The sequence below is a fragment of the Nocardia sp. NPDC004573 genome (assembly GCF_053602135.1).
On the sequence record NZ_JBSGDA010000020.1, the window covers coordinates 93,220 to 112,055 of the forward strand.

14 protein-coding genes and 1 riboswitch are annotated in these 18,836 nt (G+C 69.4%); of the genes, 7 read left to right on the plus strand and 7 right to left on the minus strand.

The window, feature by feature from the left end; genetic code table 11:
* The first annotated feature begins 40 nt into the window (after positions 1-40).
* Complete coding sequence (locus ACWEKR_RS26450; protein WP_452356760.1) at positions 41-616, plus strand: TetR/AcrR family transcriptional regulator; 576 nt, start codon at positions 41-43, stop codon at positions 614-616.
* A gap of 31 nt (positions 617-647) precedes the next feature.
* Here ACWEKR_RS26450 and ACWEKR_RS26455 read toward each other — a convergent pair whose 3' ends face one another.
* The 3 genes from ACWEKR_RS26455 to fadD5 form a co-directional block, all read right to left on the minus strand.
* Positions 648-1,277 (minus strand): hypothetical protein, encoded by a 630-nt coding sequence (locus tag ACWEKR_RS26455; protein ID WP_452356761.1) that lies wholly within the window; start codon positions 1,275-1,277, stop codon positions 648-650.
* Positions 1,278-1,500: 223 nt separating this feature from the next.
* Positions 1,501-2,103, minus strand: coding sequence for a cysteine hydrolase (locus tag ACWEKR_RS26460; protein ID WP_452356762.1), 603 nt, complete (start codon positions 2,101-2,103; stop codon positions 1,501-1,503).
* A 66-nt stretch (positions 2,104-2,169) separates the two neighbouring features.
* Positions 2,170-3,741, minus strand: a complete 1,572-nt coding sequence (gene fadD5, locus ACWEKR_RS26465; RefSeq protein ID WP_452356763.1) for a fatty-acid--CoA ligase FadD5 — start codon at positions 3,739-3,741, stop codon at positions 2,170-2,172.
* A 342-nt stretch (positions 3,742-4,083) separates the two neighbouring features.
* On the opposite strand from fadD5, the gene ACWEKR_RS26470 reads away from it, so the two are divergent.
* Positions 4,084-5,061, plus strand: a complete 978-nt coding sequence (locus ACWEKR_RS26470; RefSeq protein ID WP_452356764.1) for an NAD(P)H-dependent flavin oxidoreductase — start codon at positions 4,084-4,086, stop codon at positions 5,059-5,061.
* A 6-nt stretch (positions 5,062-5,067) separates the two neighbouring features.
* On the opposite strand, the gene ACWEKR_RS26475 is transcribed toward ACWEKR_RS26470, so the two are convergent.
* The gene (locus ACWEKR_RS26475; RefSeq protein WP_452356765.1) at positions 5,068-6,039 is read right to left on the minus strand and encodes an MBL fold metallo-hydrolase; all 972 of its coding nucleotides are present in this window, start codon (positions 6,037-6,039) and stop codon (positions 5,068-5,070) included.
* A gap of 152 nt (positions 6,040-6,191) precedes the next feature.
* Here ACWEKR_RS26475 and ACWEKR_RS26480 point away from each other — a divergent pair, with 152 nt between their 5' ends.
* From ACWEKR_RS26480 to ACWEKR_RS26490, 3 genes are read left to right on the plus strand one after another with little or no spacing between them, the layout of a single operon-like run.
* Entirely contained in the window at positions 6,192-6,488 is a 297-nt protein-coding gene (locus tag ACWEKR_RS26480) for an acyl carrier protein (protein WP_452356766.1), read from the plus strand.
* The gene (locus tag ACWEKR_RS26485; protein WP_452356767.1) at positions 6,485-11,527 is read left to right on the plus strand and encodes an SDR family NAD(P)-dependent oxidoreductase; all 5,043 of its coding nucleotides are present in this window, start codon (positions 6,485-6,487) and stop codon (positions 11,525-11,527) included. The genes ACWEKR_RS26480 and ACWEKR_RS26485 overlap by 4 nt, the downstream gene beginning before the upstream one ends.
* The gene (locus tag ACWEKR_RS26490; protein WP_452356768.1) at positions 11,524-13,380 is read left to right on the plus strand and encodes a fatty acyl-AMP ligase; all 1,857 of its coding nucleotides are present in this window, start codon (positions 11,524-11,526) and stop codon (positions 13,378-13,380) included. The genes ACWEKR_RS26485 and ACWEKR_RS26490 overlap by 4 nt, the downstream gene beginning before the upstream one ends.
* A gap of 9 nt (positions 13,381-13,389) precedes the next feature.
* Here the strand turns inward: ACWEKR_RS26490 and ACWEKR_RS26495 are convergent, their stop codons facing one another.
* The 3 genes from ACWEKR_RS26495 to ACWEKR_RS26505 all read right to left on the minus strand — a co-directional run bounded on the left by ACWEKR_RS26495 (position 13,390) and on the right by ACWEKR_RS26505 (position 15,100).
* On the minus strand, positions 13,390-13,794 hold the full coding sequence (locus ACWEKR_RS26495) for an RNA-binding S4 domain-containing protein (RefSeq protein ID WP_452356769.1): 405 nt from the start codon (positions 13,792-13,794) through the stop codon (positions 13,390-13,392).
* A 3-nt stretch (positions 13,795-13,797) separates the two neighbouring features.
* Positions 13,798-14,394 carry a C40 family peptidase gene (locus ACWEKR_RS26500; protein WP_452356770.1) on the minus strand — a complete coding sequence of 199 codons (597 nt, stop codon included), beginning with the start codon at positions 14,392-14,394 and terminating at the stop codon, positions 13,798-13,800.
* Positions 14,395-14,472: 78 nt separating this feature from the next.
* A riboswitch (cyclic di-AMP (ydaO/yuaA leader) is annotated at positions 14,473-14,641 on the minus strand.
* Positions 14,642-14,842: 201 nt separating this feature from the next.
* Positions 14,843-15,100: a hypothetical protein gene (locus ACWEKR_RS26505; RefSeq protein WP_452356771.1), complete on the minus strand. Its 258-nt coding sequence runs from the start codon at positions 15,098-15,100 to the stop codon at positions 14,843-14,845.
* 167 nt (positions 15,101-15,267) lie between these two features.
* Between ACWEKR_RS26505 and ACWEKR_RS26510 the strand changes: the two genes are divergently transcribed.
* Positions 15,268-16,449, plus strand: coding sequence for an AAA family ATPase (locus ACWEKR_RS26510; protein ID WP_452356772.1), 1,182 nt, complete (start codon positions 15,268-15,270; stop codon positions 16,447-16,449).
* Between the two features lie 158 nt (positions 16,450-16,607).
* On the plus strand, positions 16,608-18,563 hold the full coding sequence (locus tag ACWEKR_RS26515) for an acyl-CoA dehydrogenase family protein (protein ID WP_452356773.1): 1,956 nt from the start codon (positions 16,608-16,610) through the stop codon (positions 18,561-18,563).
* Positions 18,564-18,836 lie beyond the last annotated feature (273 nt).

Consider the following 18,836-nt stretch of genomic DNA (forward strand, 5'->3'; position numbering starts at 1 on the left):
CCGTAACCGGACGCATACGAGACTTTGTCCGGGAGGTACCGTGCCGGAAGAACAAGACACCGCCGATCGCCGGGTCCGCCGCACCAGAGCCCTGCTGCACCGGGCGCTGATCGAGCTGATGGTCGAACGGTCCTACGACCGCATCACCGTCCGGGACATCCTGGATCGCGCGGACGTCGGACGGTCGACGTTCTACGCGCATTACCGGGACAAGGACGACCTGCTGTTGCGCAGCAGCACCGACTATCTACGCGCGGCCATGGCCGCGGCCGAGCCGGACGCCGACGCTCCCGAACTGCTCGCTCCCGTGCGCACGCTGTTCGACCTGGCCGCCACTCATCCCGAGATCTACCGCGCGCTGCTCGGCCGTAAGAGCGGCACCGTGCTGCTGCGCACCACGCGGGTGATGGTCGCGCAGATCCTCGCCGAGCGGTTGGGCGAGCGGCTGGCGATGCCGGAGGACGAGTTCGCGACCACCGTGACGTTCCTGTCCTGGGGTGTCGTCGGCCTGCTCGGAGCCATCGCCGAGCCGCAACCACCGCTCTCGGCCGAGGAGGCGTACCGGCGGTTGGTGCGCCTGGTCGGCCCCGGTTTGAGCGATCGGGCGCGGGACTGAGCCGCGTTCTCCGGTTCTCCTGTCCCGAATTTCAGTCGCTTTCGCGCAGACGCTTGTTGTGGCGGAGAATCCACTGCCCGCCAACAGCCATCGCGCAAAGCAGTGAGATCACGATGGCGCAGAGCGCGGACCACGTGAGGCTGTAGGTGACGTACGAGATCTGCCGGAACCCGGGTGCTGGATAGTTGTCGTGCCCCTTGGCCCATCGGATCAGAAATCCGATCTGGGTACCCGGATCTCGCGCTGTGCCATAGGACACCGCGCGCGTCAGTTCGTCGCCTTTGCTGTTGAGGTAGAGCGCGGTGGCAATGGTGCAGACGGCGACGAGAAACGTGGCGGCGACCGCCAGATGCGCGAACACTTCGGTGCGGACCACGCTGCCGACCGCCACAGTGCACACGGCGATGATGATCGCGACACCGGTGAGGATGCCCCACGCACCAGTGGCTTTCGGGCCGGGCACCGATGCTCGCGCCCACAGATCGACCAATGACGTGGTCACGTACATGCGGCCGAAGGCGTTCGCGCGGATCACCCCGTCCGTCCCACCGGTGCCCGTGGTGAGCCACGGCTGGAACAGCAGAACCAAGGTGATGAGGCAGCCGACCGCGGCGGACAGCTGAACCCAGTTGCCGCGGAGCGCGACTACCGGCCGCTTCACACGGAGCGCGGCCCTACGCCACGCGCCATTCCGTCGACGTCGTGCCGCCCCACCGGCCGAGCCGACCCGCTCGAGTAGAGCTTCTCTGTTCTGCCAAGGAGTTGGGCGCACGATTTCGCAGCCTAGGAGGACGGCTGTATGGATCCCGTCAACGAGAACCCCGCTGGGCGACAAGTTTTCGTCAAGATTCGGCGGCAGGCTGGTTGTCGCCCGCGCGTGTCGCTCAGCGGCCGAGGAGTTCCAGCGCGTCCGTGGCGCGAACGGTGCCCGCGGTGACGAGTTCGAGGTTGGTCAGCGCGGCTTCGTGCGCCTCCGGACCTGCGGCGGCCACGCAGTCGGCCACCACGTGCACGGTGAAGCCGAGATCGGTGCCGTGCCGCGCGGTCTGCTCGACGGTGAGATTGGTCGCGACGCCGGTGAGCAGTAGCGTCTGGATACCCTGATCCGCCAACCACTCCGGCAATTTGCTGCCGGCCAGGCCGGACAGTTTCTGGTTGTCGAACACTTCCGTCGGCTGCGCCGCCATCTCCGGAATAATCGCGGCGCCGGGCGAATCCGGCCGGAAATCGGTTTGCGCCGCGCCGACCGAGCGCATGAATCCGGTGTTGCGCACGAGTTCACCCTCGCCGACCGGAATGGTGAACCTGGTGAAGATCACCGGCGCCCCTGCCGCCGACGCCGCCGCGTGGAAGTCCGTCGCCCGCGGCACCACGCCGGATGCCGCCACGGGCGCGGCCAGCATGGGCCCGAAAAACCCCTCTGGCCGAATGACATTCACCTGCCAGTGCAGCGCCAGCACGGCGGCGCGGATACGTCGGATCGCCATGCGACGACCTTACGCATCCGCGCCCCGCCCAGTGTCCGATTCACGTGAAACGAACGCGTCGGCCGGTCAGGACGAGTAGTCCTTGCGCAACTGGACTTTCACCACTTTGCCGCTCGCGTTGCGGGGCAGCTCGGGCAGCAGCACCAAGTCCTTGGGGTGCTTGTAGCGTGCCAGATTCTCGTTGAGGAACGGCTCCAGTTCGGCGAGGGTCAGCTCGTCGTCCGGGTTGTGCAGCGCGACCACCGCGACCGGCACTTCGCCCCACTTCTCGTGCGCCCGGCCGACCACCGCCGCCTCGCGGATCTTCGGGTGCGCGAACAGGACGTTCTCCACCTCGGCGCAGTAGATGTTCTCACCGCCGGAGATGATCATGTCCTTCTTGCGGTCGACCACGTAGACGAAGCCGTCCTCGTCCTGGCGGACCAGATCGCCCGAGTGGAACCAGCCGCCCGCGAACGCCTCGGCGGTGGCCTCGGGCTTGTTCCAGTAGCCCCGCATGAGCGTCGGGCCCCGGTAGACGATCTCGCCCACCTCGCCGGGCGCGACGTCGTTCATCTCGTCGTCCACGACGCGGGCCTGAATCGTGGGGATCACCTTGCCGACCGAGCCGAGCTTGCGGATGGCGTCCTTGCCCTCCAGCACGCAGGTGATCGGCGACATCTCCGTCTGGCCGAACACCGCGACGTTGAACGCGTTCGGGAAGCACTCGGCCATCGCGCGCAGCACGGTGTCCGAGGCGGGCGCCGCGCCCCAGCTGAGTACCTCCAGCGCGAGCTTGCGGTCCTTCACCGTCGGGTGGTCGCAGACCAACTGCCACTGGGCAGGCACGCAGAATGCGGAGGTGGCCTGCTCACGCTCCAGCGCGTCCAGGAATTCACCGGCGTCGAAGGCGCCGAGCGGATGCAGCACCGTCTTCGAGCCCAGCAGGAAAGCCGGTGCGAGACTGCCGAGGCCGGCGATGTGGAACAGCGGCGAGGTGCACAGCCCGATCGAGTCGGGTTCCAGCGCCAGCGCTCGGATGCAGGTCAAGGCCTGGGCGTTCATGTTGGCGTAGGTCAGCACCGCGCCCTTCGGGCTGCCCGTGGTGCCCGAGGTGTACATGATGAGGCTGGGGGTGTCCTCGGGGATGTCCGAGGGGGTGTGCGGCTCACCCGGTTCGGCGAGCAGGTCGTCGAAGCCGATCGCGCCGTCGGCGGACGCGCCGCCGATCACCACGAGGGTCTCCAGCGCGGGCGCCTGCGCCTGTACGGCGGCGGCGAGCGGCTGCAACACGGTGTCGGTGACGACCGCTTCGGCTCCGCTGTCGCTGACGATGTAGGCGACCTCCGGCGGGGTGAGGCGGAAGTTGACCGGGACCGCGATCGCGCCCAGCGCGTTGATGCCGAACACGGCTTCCAGATATTCGGGGTAGTTCAACGCCAGGATCAGCACCCGGTCGCCGAATCCGACGCCACGGCGCGCCAAGCCGTCGGCGAACTTCAGCGATCGTTCGTGCAGTTGCCGCCAGGTGGTGTCCACGCCGCGGAATCGCACGGCGACCGCGTCCGGGCGCATCTGCGCGTGCACGGCGATCTGGTTGTTCCAGTGGTTGCGCCGCGACCTGATCGGCTCGTCGAGCGCTGCTGCCCCGGTGGTCATTGCCACGAACTCCTCTCGGACCGCCATCGGACCGCCGGGTGGTCCGACGGCGGCGACGGGCTGAATCGGGTGCAGAATAGCAACTAACTTAAACCCCCGGCAAGGGATTCGAGAATGAATCCGGGTTAATCAGCCCGGCTGCGACCCTCGGGCCGGACATACGCCTTCTAGCAGGCAACTTAGCAATCTAGCAACCGGTATCGACGCCGAAACCGAGCCGGCGAAGATCATCGACTATGCGAACCTCGGCTCACTTACGAGTTGAATGCGGGGTGATTACCGTGTCACCATCGACCCCAACGGGCGAACCGGCACGCCCGCGCGAGATAGAGGAGAAGCGCAATGCTGCGGACCAGGTTCACCGAGAAGTTCGGGGTGGAACATCCGATCGTGCAGGGCGGCATGATGTGGGTCGGGCGGGCCGAACTCGTCGCGGCAGTCGCCGACGCGGGCGGGCTCGGCTTCATCACGGCCCTGACCCAGCCGACCCCGGACGATCTGCGCCGCGAGATCGCGCGCACCAGGGAGCTGACCGATAAGCCGTTCGGCGTGAACGTCACCATCCTGCCCTCGATCAACCCGCCGCCCTACGCGGAATACGTGCGGGCGATCATCGACAGCGGCGTCAAGATCGTCGAGACGGCGGGCAGCAACCCGGAGCCGTTCCTGCCCTACTACAAGGACGCGGGCATCAAGGTGCTGCACAAGTGCACCAGCGTGCGGCACGCGCTGAAAGCCGAGCGGATCGGCGTGGACGGGGTCAGCATCGACGGCTTCGAGTGCGCGGGCCATCCCGGTGAGGACGACGTGCCCGGCCTGGTGCTCATCCCGGCCGCCGCCCGCGAGCTGAGCATCCCGATGATCGCCTCCGGCGGCATCGCCGACGCCCGCGGCCTGGTCGCCGCACTCGCCCTCGGCGCGGACGGCGTCAACATGGGCACCCGGTTCCTGTGCACCCAGGAGTCCGCGATCGATCAGAAGGTCAAGGAGAAGATCGTCGCGAACTCCGAGCGCGACACCCGGCTCATCTTCCGCACCATGCGTAATACCGCGCGGGTGGCCGACAACGAGATCAGCCGCAAGGTCGTCGAGATCGAGAAGGCCGGCGGCACCTTCGACGACGTGCGGGATCTGGTCGCGGGAGCGCGCGGCCGCCGGGTGTTCGAGGAAGGCGACCTGGACGCGGGCATCTGGTCGGTCGGCCTGTGCCAGGGTCTGATCCACGACATCCCGACCTGCGCCGAGCTGATCGGCCGGATGGTGAGCGAAGCGGAGGAGCTGATCACGGCCCGGCTCGCCGACACCGTGGTGGTCGGCTGACCGGAATCACTTGGCCGCGCGGGCGGTGACGGCGGCGTAGTCGTGGCTCGCGACGAGTTCGATGCCGTCGGGTAGCGCGTGCAGGCGGTGGATCGTGGTGAAGGCGGCGTCGCGGTCGGCGTCGAACAACTTGCCCGGCATCGGCGCCTTCTCCCGCAGCAGGTCGACCTGCAACTTGCTCCAGACGGCGTCGCCCGCGAACAAGACGCGGCTGCCGTCGTCCACCGCGAGCAGCGCGCCGATGCTGCCCGGCGTGTGCCCCGCGAGATCGACCAGCAGCACCGACCCGTCGCCGAACAGGTCCTTGCTGCGCGGGAAGGTCAGCACCGGCGGTCCGTCCAACTCGAAGCGGTCGAAGTCGCGCCCCCGCAGCGGGCCGCGCGCCACGCCGGCCGGAGCGTGCCGACCGCCGAGCGCCCAGTCGTATTCCGCGCGCGGCAAGCGGATCTCGACCGAGGCGGGCAACTCGAGCAGGCCCGACACATGATCCCAGTGCAGGTGGGTCGGCACCACGAAATCGATGTCCTCGCCCGCGACATCGTGCGCGGCGAGCGCGTCGGACAGGCCGAGCACCGGCTTGTCCGGCGCGACGAGCAGCGGAACGGGGAACGGCAGTTCGGGCAGCACGCGATCGTGCACGCCCGCGCACAGGGCGGGATCGATGAGGAAGCGGGCCTTCGGATGCTCGACCAGGAATGCCGCCATCGACAGCCGCATCTCCCGCAGGCTGCGCACGCCCTCGGCCACGATGGTGGTCGGCGCGGACATGGTGGCCTGGGTCAGCACGGTCAGCCGGACGGTCGCGCTCGCGGCCGGCGGCGGCAGCACCTCGAGGTTCGCCAGCAGCTCCTTATCAGGGCGGCGCGGCCGCAACAAGCGGCCCGGCGTGGCGGCCAAGGCGGCGCAGCAGCGCAGCAGGACGGGCAGAGTGGGCGTGCGCTCGGCACGGGTGTCGGCACCGCTGTCCGGTTCGGTCACGGTGCCACGGTATGCGATCATCGCCGGTTCGCGAAAGAGCCGGGCTGGCAGCGGATATGCGACCTTGCTCAGGGCGGATTCTCCGGCATAATCGCGGGGGTACCGTTCTCGAGTGAGTGACAGCAGCCGGGGCGACGGGGAGGGAGAACGCGATGCGGCCCAGCCTTCCGGAGGGGCACCGCGGTGCACCGGAGAACGACGGTTCGCTGGGTCGTAGCCAGCACGCCGCTCTCACGTGCGCCGCCGTCCTGGCTGTCGCGGACCTATTGGGTGTCGACGCCGCCGCGGTGTCGACCACCTCGCCCTTCACCGATCTCGGCCTCGGTTCCACCCAACTCGCGAGGCTGACCGCCCATCTCGAGGACGCCATGGGAGTCGAGGTTCCGCTGACCGCGATCTACGACCATCCGGACATCGAACAGCTTGTCGAGTACCTCGCGATGCGATGAGCGGCGCGCCCACGGATCCCGCAGGCTCGCATCCCCCCGTCTCCGTCATCGGCATCGGCTGCCGAGTGCCAGGAGCGGCGAGCGCCGCCGAGTTCTGGCGGCTGCTGATCGAGGGCCGCGACGCCACGTCCACCCCGCCGGCGGGACGGCTGGGTTCCCGGCGCGGCGGGTACCTGGATGACGTCGAGTCCTTCGACAACGACTGGTTCGCCATCTCCGACCGCGAGGCCGCGGTGATGGACCCGCAGCAACGGCTCGCGCTGGAAGTCGCGGTCGAGGCGCTGGACGACGCCGGGATCGGCTATCGCGTCCGGGGTTCCGGCGCCGCCGTCGTCTTCGGCGCGTCGGGGTACGACCACGGCATCGCGGTGCTCGGCCGCGCCGGCCACGACGCTCCCTACGCGGTGACCGGCTCCGCGCTCAGCATCATCGCCAACCGGTTGTCGTACGTGCTCGATCTGCACGGACCGAGCCTGGTGCTCGACAGCGCCTGTTCGTCCTCGCTCGCCGCGGTGGACCTCGCGGTCCGGCTGCTGGCCGACGGCACGGTGCCGTTCGTCATCGTGGGCGGCGTCAATCTGGTGCTTCTCGAGCACACCTCGAACTACTTGGCCGACAGCGGTTTCCTCTCGCCGGGCGGACGGTCGGCTCCGTTCGACGCCACCGCCGACGGTTACGCCCGCGGCGACGGCTGCGCCGTCGTGGTGCTGCAACGCAGCGCGGACGCGGTGCGCGAGGGAAACCGGGTGTACGCGGAGATCGTCGGGACCGCGGTCGGGTCGGACGGGCGCTCGAACGGCCTGTACGCGCCGAACGGCCGCGCGCAGCAGGAGACGTTGCGCACCGCGTGGTCGCGGGCCGGGCGCGCGCCCAGCAGCGCCGGGTACATCGAATGCCACGGCACCGGAACGCCGCTGGGCGACGCGGTGGAAGTCGGCGCGCTCGCGGCGGCGCTCGGCGACGGCGCGGGCGATCCCCTCTGGATCGGTTCGGTGAAGGCGAATATCGGACATCTGGAAGCCGCCGCCGGAGTCGCCGGGATGGTGAAGACCGCGCTGTCCATTCATCACGGGGTGATCGCCCCGACGATCCACCTGCACACCGAGCACCCTCTGCTGCACTTGGCCGAACGGGGCCTGCGCGTGCCGACCGAGCCGGTGGATTGGAGCCGGGTGGCCGCGCCCGAACGCGTGGCGGGGGTCAGCTCGTTCGGATTCGGCGGCACGATCGCGCACATCGTCCTGCGGGGCGTCCCACCGACCCGGCCGGATCATGGTGACCATTTCCCGATGCTGCTGCCGCTCACCGCACGCGACGACGAGGAACTGCGCGAACGCGCGCTGCGGCTGGCCGGCGAATTGGACGGGGAACGGCCCCCGTTGCCCGAGTTCGTGTCCGCCACGGCGCGCTCGATCTGCGAGCCGACCAGGGCGGCGATCGTCGCGCACGATCGCGCGGACGCGGTGCACCGACTGCGCGCCTTGGGCCGCGGCGACGCCGATGCGGCGCTCGTCCCGGTGGCGAGCCGCCGCCGCGGCGGGCTGCTGTTCCTGTTCTCCGGCCAAGGTGGTCAGCATCCGAAGATGGGCCGTGCGCTGGCGGCGCGGTATCCGGTCTTCGCCGCCGCGCTCGCCGAGGCGACCGACGCGATCGTGACGGCGGGCGGGCCGCGGGTGTGGACGCCGCGCCACGGCTTCACCGCCGCCGGTGAGACGCAACCCACCGATCTGGTGCAGCCCGCCTTGTTCGCGTTCCAGATCGCGCTGGCGGAATTGCTGGCGGCGTGGGGGATTCGCCCCGACGCCGTAGCCGGGCACAGCTCGGGCGAGATCGCCGCCGCGGCGGTGAGCGGCGCGCTGTCCCTCGCGGATGCCGCGCGCGTGGTGGTGCTGCGCAGCGCGACCCTGGCGCATCTGGACGGGCACGGCGCGATGGCGGTGCTGGAGGCGGACCAGGACGAAGCCGCCAGACTCGTGGAACCGATGCGGGCGGAGGTGGCCATCGCCGCGGTCAACGGCCCACGATCGGTGGTCGTGTCCGGGACGCCGCGCTACATCGACGCGCTGGTGCGGCGAGCCACGCGCCGCACCATGTTCGCGCGCAGGCTCGCGGTCGACTTCGCCGCGCACAGCCCGCAGGTCGCTACCGTGCTCGCGCCGTTCGTCGGCGCGTTGACCGAGATCGCCCCGCTCGTCCCGCGCCTGCCGGTGTATTCGACGGCGCGGCGGGGCGTGAAACTCACCACTGCGGCTATGGACCGCGACTACTGGGCCGAGAATGCCGCGGGCACGGTGGAGTTGGCGGCCGCGCTGGAGCGCGCGGCCGGAGACGGATTCTCGACCGTGCTCGAGATCGGCCCGCATCCGGTGCTGCTCTCGGCGGTGCGGGAATATCCGGACTTCCGCGACGGCGCGCATTCCGTGGCCACGCGGGAGGACGAGGCGAGCGGCTTCCTCACCGGCGTGGCCCGGCTGCACCTGGAGGGGCGTCCGATCGACTGGTCGGCGCTCGGCCCCTTCACCACGTCCGCACCGCGGCGGTGGCGCAAGCGGAAGTTCCCGCTGCTGGTGGCCGGTCCCGCGAGCGCGCATGTCCCCGAAACCGTTTTCGACGCCGAAGATCTCGCCGATCACGTGGTCCAGGGCGACAACATCGTCCCCGCCGTCTTCTGGCTGCGCAGGCTCCTGCACCTCGCCCGCGATACCGCGGGGACGGCCGCCGTGGCCGACTTCGCCGTGCACGAGAGGACCGACCCGAGCGTTCTGCCCGAGGTCGTCTATCTCGGGCCGGGGCCGGAGGAAAGCGTACGGGCGGAGGTCACGGGCACCAGGACGCTGGCTTCGGCCCGGCCCGCCGGTGACCCCACACCCGCCGATATCGTCGCATGGATGCGGGTGGTCGACGCAAATCGGGCCGCGCGGCATCACATGCGCGTGGTCACCACCGGCGCGTTCTACCAGGAATTGCGCCGCAGGCGGCTGGAGTACGGGCCTCGGTTCCGCCCGCTGCGCGGCATAGCCGCGGGCACCGGACGTGCGCTGGGATTGTTCGACGCCGCCGAATTGCATCACACCGCAACGCTGGACGGCTGCCTGCACGTGCTCGCCGCGGCGGTGTTCGACGAACTGCCCACAACGTCGATTCCGCTGCCGATCGGCATCGATGCGGCTTGGTTGTCGCACGAGCCGAATCGCCACGTGCTCGAGGTACACGCCCTGATCCGGGAGCGCAGCGATACCGGGCTGGTCGGCGACATCGTCGCGACCGACCAGCACGGCGTACCCTGTCTCGCCTTCTCCGGCGTGCATGTCCGTTACGCCGACGCGGCGGACGAGGAAAGCTCCGACGGGTTCCGCGTGGCGCGTGCCGAGCAGGCGACGCAGACCGCCCCCTTCCGCCAAGAGGTCTGGGAGACGTGCGATCCCGGCTCGCTCGGGCTCGGCGGCCCGGCCGGAACCCTCGTGCGGCGTGCGGTGGTGGTGGGCGCGTCCGATCTCGCGGTCCGGCTCGCCCGCGCGCTGGACGCCGAGTTGCCGACCGAGCGGATCGCGCGTGAACCGGACGACGCGAGCCCGCTCGTCGCCGCGATGCCGACCGGGCGCGGCAGCGGCCACGGCGTAGTGGTCGTGTGGCCGGCGGACTCCGGCGCGCGCCACGACGAGAGCGCCGCCACGACCACCGGTCGCATTCTCGAACTGCTGCAACTGATCTCCGGCCACGACGCCACCGCGTCCATTACGGTCGTGCTGCCGGTCTCCCGGGCCGACGAGCCCGGCGCGGCGGCACCGGTCGTCCCTGCGGCCGTAGCCGGACTGGTGCGCTCACTGCAGCTCGAGACGGACCGGCCGGTGCGGCTGGTCTGGACCGACCCGGACCTCGGAAACCTGCCGCTGCTCACCCAGCTGGCGACGACTGCCGACAGCGCGATTCCCGGCGAGCTGCGCCTCTCGGCGGGCGAGGTCGCGGTGCGGCGCTTCACGCCCGCGCGAGTGCGCGCCCTGCCGGTGGTCGGCATCGACCCGAGCGGAACGTACGTCGTCACCGGTGGGCTGGGCGCGCTCGGTTCGGTCGCCGTGCGCTGGTTGCTCGAGGCGGGCGCGCGCGACGTCGTGGTGCTGACCCGCGCGCCGCGCCCGGTGCCCGCTCTGCTCGACGGCTTGGAGGACCGCATCGTCGTGGTGCGCTGCGATGCCGCCGACCGGGTCGATCTGGCCAACGCGCTCAGCGATATCCGAGCCTCCGACTCGGTGATCCGCGGCGTCGTGCACGCGGCGGGAGTACTGCAGGACGCCGGGTTCGACGCGGTCACCGCGGGCCAGCTGGCCAGGGTGTTCCTGCCCAAGTCCACCGCGGCGGGCAATCTGATCGAACTCACCGCCGCCGACGCCACCGACTTCGTTCTGCTGTTCTCCTCGGCCACCGGTGCGCTCGGAGCCCCGGGGCAAGCTGCTTACGCCGCCGCCAACGCGGCCATGGATGCCCTCGCACAGCGTGATCCGGGCAGGCGGATCCTGAGCATCGGCTGGGGCCTGTGGGACGCCGGTCTCGCCGCGGCGGCAGGTGGAGCGGGTCATCTGCGGCGAGCGGGCGTCGCGGCGTTCGACGTGCGACACGGAAGCGCCGTGCTGTCCCAGGTCCTGCGGTACGACGGCCCCTATCTGCTGGCGCTGGAACACACGCCGACGGCCGACGCCTCCCCGGTCGCGATGCGGTTGACGAATCTGCTCGCGCCGACGCTCGATGCGCGTCCCGATCGCACCCGATCCGCCGCGACACCCGCGCCCGCCGAACCGCTGACCACGACGATCCGCCGCGTCCTGGCGACCACGCTCGAGCTGCCCGCCGAACGCATCGACCCGGCGGCCGACTTCAACGACCTCGGGCTCAGCTCGCTGCTCGCGATCGAGATGCGACGGAACCTGGAAGCGCGGCTGCGCGTCCGGATCGCCACCGCGGAGTTGTTCAAGCACCCCACCATCACCGCCCTCGGCGCGGCCCTGCTGGATCGGGTCGCCGCCAACCTGGGAGCGGACTCGTGACCAGCGCCGACCACCCGGCGGCCGATGGATTCGCGACTTCGGTGGCCGCGTGGGCCGCCACGCGGCCGGACGAGCCCGCCTTCACCGAACTGCGTTTCCGCGTTCAGCAGCGCGAACCCGTCACGCTCACCTACGCCGGCTTGCACGCTGCAGCGGGTGCGCTGGCGGCACGGTTGCGGCAGGAGAGCGCGCCCGGTGACCGGGTCGGCATCCTGTGCGCGCACGGAATCGATTACGCCGTCGCGTTTCTCGCCTGCCTCTACAGCAATCGAGTCGCGGTGCCGCTGTTCCCGGCCGCGGGCACCCGCAACCGCGACCGTCTGCAAGCCGTGCTCGCCGACGCCCGGCCCACGCTCGGTCTGATTTCGGCGCACGACGAGATCAGCGCACCGATCCTCGGACCCGCACTGGGCCGCGTACTCACCGTGGGGTCGGCTCTGCCTGTCCCCGAGTATGTTCCGCTCGAGCAGGTCACCGCATCTCCGGTGGCCGCGGCGGCGGGTGCGCCATGGTACGCGGAATCCCTGAAGACGCGTTTCGGCACACAAGCGGTCGGGTCGGTGGCGGATTCGTCCGCACCGGATGCCGCTGCACCGGTCATAGATCCGGTATCCGACAACCTGGCCTACTTGCAGTACACCTCCGGTTCGACCAGGTCTCCCGCAGGCGTCCGGGTTACCCACGAGAACCTCACCACGGCGTTGACGCAGCTCGGGCACGCTGTATCGGGCGCGGACGATCGGCCGATCGTCACCTGGCTGCCGTTCTTCCACGACATGGGTCTGATCCTCGGCCTCGCGCTACCGCTGTTCCTGGGCGTGCACGGCATCACGCTGGCGCCTGCGGAGTTCGTGAAGCGCCCCGCCCGGTGGTTGCACGCCATCGCCGACTACCGCGCCGGCACCACGGGATGCCCCGATTTCGGACTGAAACTCGCGGTGTCCGGCACTACCCCCGCCGAGCGAGCCGGGCTGGACCTGTCCGGATTGGACCTCGTGCTCAACGGCTCGGAGCCGGTCCGCGCCGACGTGCTGGAGGCGTTCACCGAGACCTTCGGCCCGTACGGTTTCCGCCATCACGCGCACACCCCCGGCTTCGGCTTGGCCGAGGCCACCCTCGCGGTCACCGTCTGCGGCCGGCACGATGCCCCGGTGTGGCACCGATTCGACCGGGCGGCACTGGCCGAGGGGCGCGCGGTCGCCCTACCCGAGACCGCGGAGGCCGGGGACGGTGTGCCGCTGGTCGGGTGTGGCGCACCCGTCGGGCAGGAGTTGCGCATCGTCGATCCGATGGCGGGGGCAGCGCTGCCCGCGGGACGCGTCGGCGAGATCTGGGTGGTCGGAGACAATGTCTGCGACGGCTATTTCGGCAGGCCGGACGCCACCGCGGAGATCTTCGGCGCAACGGTGCCCGGAAGCGGCGCCCGCTGGCTGCGCACCGGGGATCTCGGGTTCCAGCACGAAGGGCAGCTCTATATCGCGGGCCGCCGCAAGGACGTCATCGTGGTCGACGGACGCAATCACTATCCCGCCGACATCGAGGCGACGGTGCAGGCATGTGCTCCGGAGGTCAGATCGGGCCACGTGACGGCGTTCGGGCACGACGACGGGCTGCGAGAAGACCTGGTTGTGGTCGCGGAACTGGTCGCCATCGGCGGACGCGAGCCCATCGAACTCTTCGCCCTGGCTCGGCGCATCCGCACCGCGGTCGCGTCCGCGCACGAGGTGATGCCGGGAGCGGTGCTGCTCGTGGAGACGGGACGGATTCCCAAGACCAGCAGCGGGAAATTGCGCCGCGGCGAGTGCAGGGCGCGCTACCTGGCGGGCAGCTTGAGCCCGGTGGCCATGATCTGATCTGCTCGATCAGTGCTCTGGTCGGCCCATGAGCCGATCGGTCTCGCGACGCTCACGCTTGGTGGGCCGCCCCGCACCGCGATCGCGACGAGGCATGCTCGCCACTATCTCGCGCGGGGGAGGGGGCGGACTGCGATCGATCAAGCATTGCGCGGCGATCGGAGCGCCGACGCGTTTGGTGACGATCCGCTCCACGATGACGATACGTTCGACGCCGCCCGCCCGGATGCGGACCTCATCACCGGGACGCACGGACTGCGCGGGCTTGGCCGTCGCGCCGTTCACCCGGACATGTCCACCACGACAGGCTTCCGCGGCAGCGGATCTGGTCTTGAACAGGCGCACCGCCCAGGTCCACGAGTCGACGCGGGCCTGGGTAGCGCTGCTCTGGATGCCGGATTCGGCGCGGGCCACTCGTCAGACGATACGGCGTGCGGTGACCACCATGTCGGGGCGCAGCGGCGTGTAGGACACCGGCGTACCCGTCTGCACCGCGTTCAGGAGTTTGTTGTCGCCCGCGTAGATGCCGACGTGACCGCCGCCGTTGGTGATGACGATGTCACCCGGCTTCAGGTCGTGGTAGGCCACCGGAGCGCCGACGTGCGACTGCTCGAAGCTTGTGCGGGGGAGTTCGATGCCCGCCTGGCGGAACGCCCACTGGACGAGCCCGGAGCAGTCGAAGGAACGGGGACCCGCGGCGCCCCACGAGTACTGAGCGCCGACCTTGGTCCTGGCGGCGTCGAGGGCGATGTCGCCCGGGGAGTTGTTCTGCTGCTGACCGAACAGGCCCGGCAGCATGGGCGCGAAGTTGGGAGCCTGGGGAGCGACCTCTTGCGGCGCCTGGGGAGGGGCGGCGGGAGCGGCCGCGAGCGCCTGCTGGATCTGCTGATTGAGCTGCTGAACCGGCTGTTCCCATTCTTGCGGAACGTCGAAATTGCCGACACCGGGAACGTTGATGGTCGCGGCCATGGCCGGAATCGCGGGCATGGCGCCGGTCGCGGCCACCGCACCCATGACAATCGCACCCTTGACGGAATTCGGAACCCGAGAATCCCGTTGCAAGCTGTGTTTACCCACCGAGCTACGTCTCCGATCTTGCTGCTCTCCCGCCGACCGGGTTAGCTGACGGGTTCGGGCCGGGAGAGCGGCCCTACCCCACGACCGGCATGGCCGCGAGGATTCACCCCAGACGAACCTGTGGGTCCCCGGCACGACGACCGAGACCGGTTGGCCCCGACAGTCGTTTAGGCGGTAACTAGTGGCGCCGTTTCACTTACGAAGCGACTTGTTCCACTAAGTCACGAAGAGATTACGGTGCCGACGCGATGTTGTCCAGCGCACAGAGCAGCATCTTTTCCATCACCGCGGGTATCGCTGCACCCTCAAGGGGAAACGGGTGCGAGGGCCCGGGTCACGCGGAGATCTCACCGCTCGGCCGAGGTCACGGAGAGGACAACCGCGCTCAGCACTGCCCGCGGTGCACCGCGCGCTCGAGCTCGTCGATCCTGCGGCGCGCCTCGGCCAGTTCGACCTCGAGTTGGCCGAGCGCCATGACCAGCGGACCGACCGCGAGATCGGCGACCAATTGGGGATCGTCGTAGCCGCGTTCGATCGCGACGAGAATGTTGGACCGGATGCGCTGGGCTACCGTGGCGCCCGCGGGGACGTTCCAGGACCCGACCACTTCCGCGAGGCCCGCTGGCGTCGGTTCGTCGGACATGCCCCTCCGTTCTCCCGCGCCGTGGCGCGCGACCGTTCTGGCGAACCGCCGCCAGCCTAGGGAACCGGCGGCGAGAGCAATAGTGCAATACCGGCCGCTAGGGCTTTCTAGGACACGCCGTAGATGCGGTCAGATTATCCGGACGAAACGCGCTACGGTGTCCGGGCATGGACCCCGTGCGGAATCCGTATGCTCCCGGAGCCGGACAGCGCCCGCCCGAATTGGCTGGGCGCGACAAGCAACTCACCGCTTTCGACATCGTTCTCGAACGCGTCGCACGTGGCCGCCCGGAGCGCAGCGTCATGCTCACCGGCTTGCGCGGCGTCGGTAAAACGGTGCTGCTCAACCAGCTTCGCTCCGCCGCGATCTCGCGCGGCTGGGGCACCGGCAAAATCGAAGCGCGGCCGGACCAGGAACTGCGCCGCCCGCTGTCCTCGGCGTTGCACATGGCGGCGCGGGCGATCGCGACGGCGCACCGAAATCCGGAGCGGGTGGACGACTTCCTCGGCATCCTCAAGGCTTTCGCCCTGCGCGCCACCGCCGACAAGGGCATGCGGGAACGCTGGCAACCCGGCATCGATGTACCGGCGGTGAGCGGCCGGGCCGATTCCGGCGATATCGAGATCGATCTGGTGGAGTTGCTCGTCGAGGCGGCGGCGCTGGCCGGCGATATCGGCGTCGGCATCGCGATCTTCATCGACGAGATGCAGGATCTCGGCCCCGCCGACATCTCCGCGATCTGCGGCGCGTGCCACGAACTGAGTCAGGACGCCGCGCCGCTGATCGTGGTCGGCGCGGGCCTCCCACACTTGCCCGCCGTGCTGTCCGCGTCGAAGAGCTACTCGGAGCGACTATTCAGCTATCACCGGATCGACCGGCTGGACCGGGAATCCGCCGACCAAGCGCTGATCGCGCCCGCCCAGCGCGAAGACGTGAAGTTCACCGACGAGGCGCTGGATGCGCTGTACGACAAGGCCGATGGCTATCCGTATTTCGTGCAGTCGTACGGGAAGGCCGCCTGGGATCAGGCCCCGGAGAGCCCGATCACGGCCGAGGACGTCGAGGTGGCCTCACCCACCGCGGAAGAGGAGCTCGCGGTCGGGTTCTTCGGTTCCCGTTACGAGCGAGCTACGCCCGCCGAACGCGAATACATGCGCGCCATGGCCGACCTGGCCGGCGACGACGGACCGGTGGCGACCGCGGCGGTGGCCAACGAACTCGGCCGCAAGCCGGCATCGCTCTCGCCCGCCCGTGACGGTCTGATCAAGAAAGGTCTCATCTATTCCGCCGAGCGCGGCACCATCGGCTTCACGGTCCCGCACTTCGGCCGCTACTTGCGCTCGGTGTGATCGCCCGGCCAGACGTCCTGCGGCTGATTGCCGACTATTCACCCGTCTTTCAAGATCACTAGATATTCGTAGATTTATCTCGAACGGCAGCCCTACCGATGGGTAACAAACCCTCCTACACTCGGATGTGATCCTGATCACGTCCGAGGGAGGACATCATGGCGACAGCCGCGAAAGTCGACGCCACCGAAGAGCAGGCCCGCGCACTGGTCGAGGAGTCCCGCGAAACGAGCTGGGTCAAGCCATCCTTCGCCAAGGAGATGTTCCTGGGACGGTTCCGGCTCGATCTCATCCATCCGTATCCGCAGCCCGGTCCCGAGGACGCCGAGCGCACCGACGCGTTCCTGTCCCGGCTGCGGAAGCTGTGCGAGTCGATCGACGGATCGGTGATCGAAGCGGAGGACCGGATCCCGGACGAGTACGTCAAGGGCCTGGCCGAACTCGGCTGCTTCGGCTTGAAGATCCCGCAATCCTATGGCGGCCAGGGACTTTCCCAGGTCGGTTACAACCGCGCGCTGATGCTGGCCGGTTCGACGCACCCGAGCCTCGGCGTACTGCTGTCGGCGCATCAGTCCATCGGGGTGCCCGAGCCGCTCAAGCTGGCAGGCACCGACGAGCAGAAGGCCGAATTCCTGCCGCGCTGCGCCGCCGGGGCGGTCAGCGCGTTCCTGCTCACCGAGCCCGATGTCGGTTCCGACCCGGCCCGGATGGCCAGCACCGCGACGCCGACCGACGATGGTGAGGCCTACCTGCTCAACGGCGTGAAACTGTGGACAACCAACGGCGTGGTCGCCGAGCTGCTGGTGGTGATGGCGCGGGTGCCCAAGAGCGAGGGGCACCGCGGCGGCATCTCGGCGTTCGTGGTCGAAGCCGATTCCCCTGGCATCACCGTGGAGCGGCGCAACTCCTTCATGGGCTTGCGCGGCATCGAGAACGGCTTGACCCGCATGCACGACGTCCGGGTGCCCAAGCGCAACCTGATCGGCCGGGAGGGCGACGGCCTCAAGATCGCGCTCACCACCCTGAACGCGGGCCGGCTGGCCATCCCCGCGATGTGCACCGCGGCCGCCAAGTGGTCGTTGAAGATCGCGCGGGAGTGGAGCACCCAGCGCGTGCAGTGGGGCAGGCCGGTCGGTGAGCACGCGGCCGTGGGCCAGAAGATCTCGTTCATCGCGGCGACGACGTTCGCCCTGGAAGCGGCGCTCGACCTGTCGGCCACCATGTCCGACGAAGGCCGCAACGACATCCGGATCGAGGCGGCGCTGGCCAAGCTGTGGGCCAGTGAGATGAGTTGTCAGATCGCCGACGAACTCGTGCAGATCCGGGGCGGCCGGGGCTACGAGACGGCGGCTTCGCTCGCCGCGCGGGGCGAACGGGCCGTGCCCGCCGAGCAGCTGGTGCGCGATCTGCGGATCAACCGCATCTTCGAAGGCTCCAGCGAGATCATGCGACTGCTGATCGCCAGGGAGATGGCCGATGCGCACATGGCGGCCGCGGGCGCGCTGGTCGACCGCAAGGCCGAGTTCAAGGACAAGGCGAAGGCGGCGGTCGGCGCGACGGGTTTCTACGCCAAGTGGTTCCCGCAGCTCGCGGTCGGCGCGGGGACGGTGCCCGCGGCATACACCGAATTCGGCGTGCTCGCCCGGCACCTGCGATTCGTCGAGCGCAGCTCGCGCAAGCAGGCGAGGTCGCTGATGTACGCGATGGGCCGCTGGCAGGCGGGCCTGGAGTACCGGCAGAACTTCCTCGGCCGGATCGTGGACATCGGCGCCGAGTTGTTCGCGATGTCGGCGGCCTGCGTGCGGGCCCAGGCATTGCTCGCCGCGGACGCGGCGGAAGGCAAGGCGGCCGAGGAACTGGCCGACGTCTTCTGCAGGCAGTCGCGGCTGCGCGTACGCCGGTTGTTCGACGCACTGTGGGAGAACACCGACGATGACGACCGCACCCTCACCCGCGGCGTGCTCGACGGCCGGTACGAGTGGCTGGAGAGCGGCGTCCTCGATCCGAGCGAGGGGACCGGGCCCTGGATCGCCGAATGGCAGATGGGCGCATCGACCGAGGAGAACCTCCTGCGGCCCTTCCTACCGCCGACACGTCCGCGCGCGGAGGCCTGAGCGAAGCAGCGGGTCCGTCGCGGGCGAAGCGCGTGCGACGGACCCTCGCTCTCGCAATATTTACCGGTATCGGATTTCTCCTAGAAAGACGCAGATTCTCCTCGTCGCACCGAGGATCTAAATCTAAAGGAATCTAGTCGCTGAACTATCATTCCGTAGATTTTCCTGTGCGGGGCGGCGAGCGCTGTTGGATCGACCGGCAGCCTCGGTTGGACAACGTGTCCATAACGGCAGGTGTGGGCCGGTAACGGCGCGGAAATCCAGTCCGACAAC